General features: G+C 66.3%; 4 protein-coding genes. All 4 read right to left on the minus strand.

All coding sequences use genetic code 11. From position 1 onward, the window contains the following. The coding region (locus tag L995_RS24235) for a FliO/MopB family protein (protein ID WP_047473975.1) at nucleotides 1–304 on the minus strand (304 nt) is incomplete at its 3' end. 10 nt (nucleotides 305–314) lie between these two features. Beyond that, on the minus strand, nucleotides 315–746 hold the full coding sequence (gene fliN, locus L995_RS24240; protein ID WP_016449326.1) for a flagellar motor switch protein FliN: 432 nt from the start codon (nucleotides 744–746) through the stop codon (nucleotides 315–317). Further along, nucleotides 736–1740 (minus strand): flagellar motor switch protein FliM, encoded by a 1005-nt coding sequence (gene fliM, locus L995_RS24245; RefSeq protein ID WP_016449325.1) that lies wholly within the window; start codon nucleotides 1738–1740, stop codon nucleotides 736–738. Before fliM ends, fliN begins: the two co-directional genes overlap by 11 nt. Nucleotides 1741–1758: 18 nt before the next feature. After that, nucleotides 1759–2331: a flagellar basal body-associated FliL family protein gene (locus L995_RS24250; RefSeq protein WP_016449324.1), complete on the minus strand. Its 573-nt coding sequence runs from the start codon at nucleotides 2329–2331 to the stop codon at nucleotides 1759–1761. Between the last annotated feature and the right edge of the window lie 186 nt (nucleotides 2332–2517).

A 2517-nucleotide genomic window follows, 5' to 3' on the forward strand; every position in this document is an offset into this window, starting at 1 on the left:
GCGCTTGCGCCATCGCAGCCGAAAAATCAGCAGGGGCCGGGGCCTGCAGCACATGCAGGCACTGGATGCTTTGCGCCGTGACGCCCAGCACCAGCCGCACGGTCTGCGCGCCCTCGCCCACTTCCACCGTCACCACCCGCTGCTGCGGACCCACGCCCACGGCGCCCAGCACCCGCGACTGCAGGCCGGCTGCGCCACGCAGCGCAGCCGTGCGCTGCTGAAAGCGGCGCAGCAGCCAGGGCAGAGCAGCCATGGCCGTGACCAGGGCCACGACCGTGAGCAGGGTCGGCCACAGCGGGCCCATGCCGGCGCTCTCAGCCACGGCTGACCCGGCGCAGGCGCTCGGACGGCGTGACCACGTCGGTCAGGCGGATACCGAACTTGTCGTTGACCACCACCACCTCGCCCTGGGCGATCAGGTAGCCGTTGACCAGCACGTCCATGGGCTCGCCGGCCAGTGCGTCGAGTTCGACCACCGAGCCCTGGGCCAGCTGCAGGATGTACTTGATCGGCACCTTGGTGCGGCCCAGTTCCACCGACAGCTGCACCGGGATGTCCAGCACCATGTTGATGTCGTTGACCGGCACGTCGCCGCCACCGGCGTAGGGGCGCACGGGCTCGCCCGTCAGCGGGCCGCCCTGTTCCGCCTCCAGCTTGGCGTCGCGCTCGCGCTGCTCGTCCAATGCCTCTGCCCATCCCGAGAACGGATCGTCGCCAGCGGGCTTTTGCGTGTCTTCAGTTGCCATTGTTTTCTCCCATCCAGCCAGCATCGGCACCGCGCAGGCAGTGCTCGACACGGATTGCATACTTGTCGTTGTGAGTGCCGTACTGGCACTCGAAAATCGGAACGCCGCCGATGGAGGCGCGGATCAGCGGCTCGCGGTCGAGTTCGATGAAATCGCCGGGGCGCATGGCCAGCAGCTGCTCCACCGTGGCGTCGGCGCGCGCCAGTTCGGCCACCAGGGTCACCTCGGCGGCCTGGATTTCGCGCTTGAGCACTTTGACCCAGCGGCGGTCCACTTCAATGGAGTCGCCCTGCGTGGAGGAGTACAGGACATCACGGATGGGCTCCAGCGTCGCATAGGGCATGCAGATGTGGATGGAGCCCGAGATGTCACCGATCTCCAGCTGGAAGGCCGTGGACACGACGATTTCGCTGGGGGTGGCAATGTTGGCGAACTGCGGCTGCATCTCCGAGCGCTGGTAGCCCAGCTCCAGCGGATAGATGCCGTGCCAGGCCTTCTTGTATTCCTCGCAGATCACGTTGACCAGGCGGTTGATCACGCGCTGCTCGGTGTGCGAGAAATCCCGCCCTTCGATGCGTGTCTGCAGTCGGCCCGTGCCGCCGTACAGCGTGTCGATGACGCCGAACACCAGCGAGGGATCGCAGACCACCAGGCCGCTGCCGCGCAGCGGGCGGATGGCGACGATGTTGAAGTTGGTGGGCACCACCAGCTCGCGCAGGAAGGCGCTGTAGCGCTGCACCGACACCGTGCCCACCGACACCTCGGGGCTGCGGCGGATGAAGTTGAACAGGCCGATGCGGAAGTTGCGGGCAAAGCGCTCGTTGACGATCTCCATCGTCGGCATGCGCCCGCGCACGATGCGCTCCTGGCTGGAGATGTCGTACTGGCGGATGATGCCCGCCTCGACCTCCTCGGTCGTGGATTTCTGGCTCTCGCCGGTCACGCCCTCCAAAAGGGCATCGACTTCTTCCTGGGAGAGAAACGAATCGCTCATGGCGCCTTGCCTCCCCGGTTACTGAATGATGAAGCTGGAGAACAGCACGCGGCGCACGGGGTTCTTGCCAGGGGAGCGGCGGCGCTCGCCATCTTCGTCCTCTGCATCCTCGTCGCGGCTGCGCTTCTTGGCCTTGGCCTGGTTGCCGTAGCCCAGCGGTGCGGACACTTCGTTGAGCACGTCGGCAGCCAGGCGTTCCTTGCCGTCGCGCTCCAGCAACTCCTCGGCCGTGCGCTGGGACACCAGCATCAGGATGCCGTTGCGGATGCTGGGCAGGTACTGCTTGACCGTAGTGGCCGTCTTCTCGTCGGCCAGCTCCAGCGTGATGCCGATCTGCACGAAGCGGTCGCCGCCCGGGTCGGACAGATTGACCACCAGGCTGTCCAGCGGCAGGAAGGTGGGAACCGTGACGGCCGCCTTGCTGGAGCCGCCCTCCTCCTCATCGGCATTGCTGTGCCGCTTGGACAGCAGGATGAAGGCAGCGGCCGCGCCTATGGCCAGGACGGCGATGATGACGATCAGCACGATCAGCTTCTTGCCCTTGGCCGGGGCGGGAGCTGCATTGTTGGCGGCATTGGGTGTGGCAGACACTGGAATTCCTCTGGGTGAGCGGGACCGCCACGCGCTCGCGCATCATGCGCGGCGCCATGACGCAGCAGGCCCATGGCAGGAATTATTCGGCGATTGGACCTCGGGCCATGGCCTGAATAAGCGCATGAAACCCCGGTTTCTCGCTGGCTTGATGGCCCCCAAACGCCACAGGCCGGGCAGACGCGG

This window comes from Delftia sp. ZNC0008, assembly GCF_000799035.1.
In the GTDB taxonomy this organism is placed as follows: Bacteria; Pseudomonadota; Gammaproteobacteria; order Burkholderiales; family Burkholderiaceae_C; genus Comamonas; species Comamonas tsuruhatensis.

What these genes read in the sequence shown, in the direction of transcription:
- fliN (WP_016449326.1), bottom strand. Translation starts at nt 746, where the DNA reads ATGGCAACTGAAGACACGCAAAAGCCCGCTGGCGACGATCCGTTCTCG.
- fliM (WP_016449325.1), bottom strand. Translation starts at nt 1,740, where the DNA reads ATGAGCGATTCGTTTCTCTCCCAGGAAGAAGTCGATGCCCTTTTGGAG.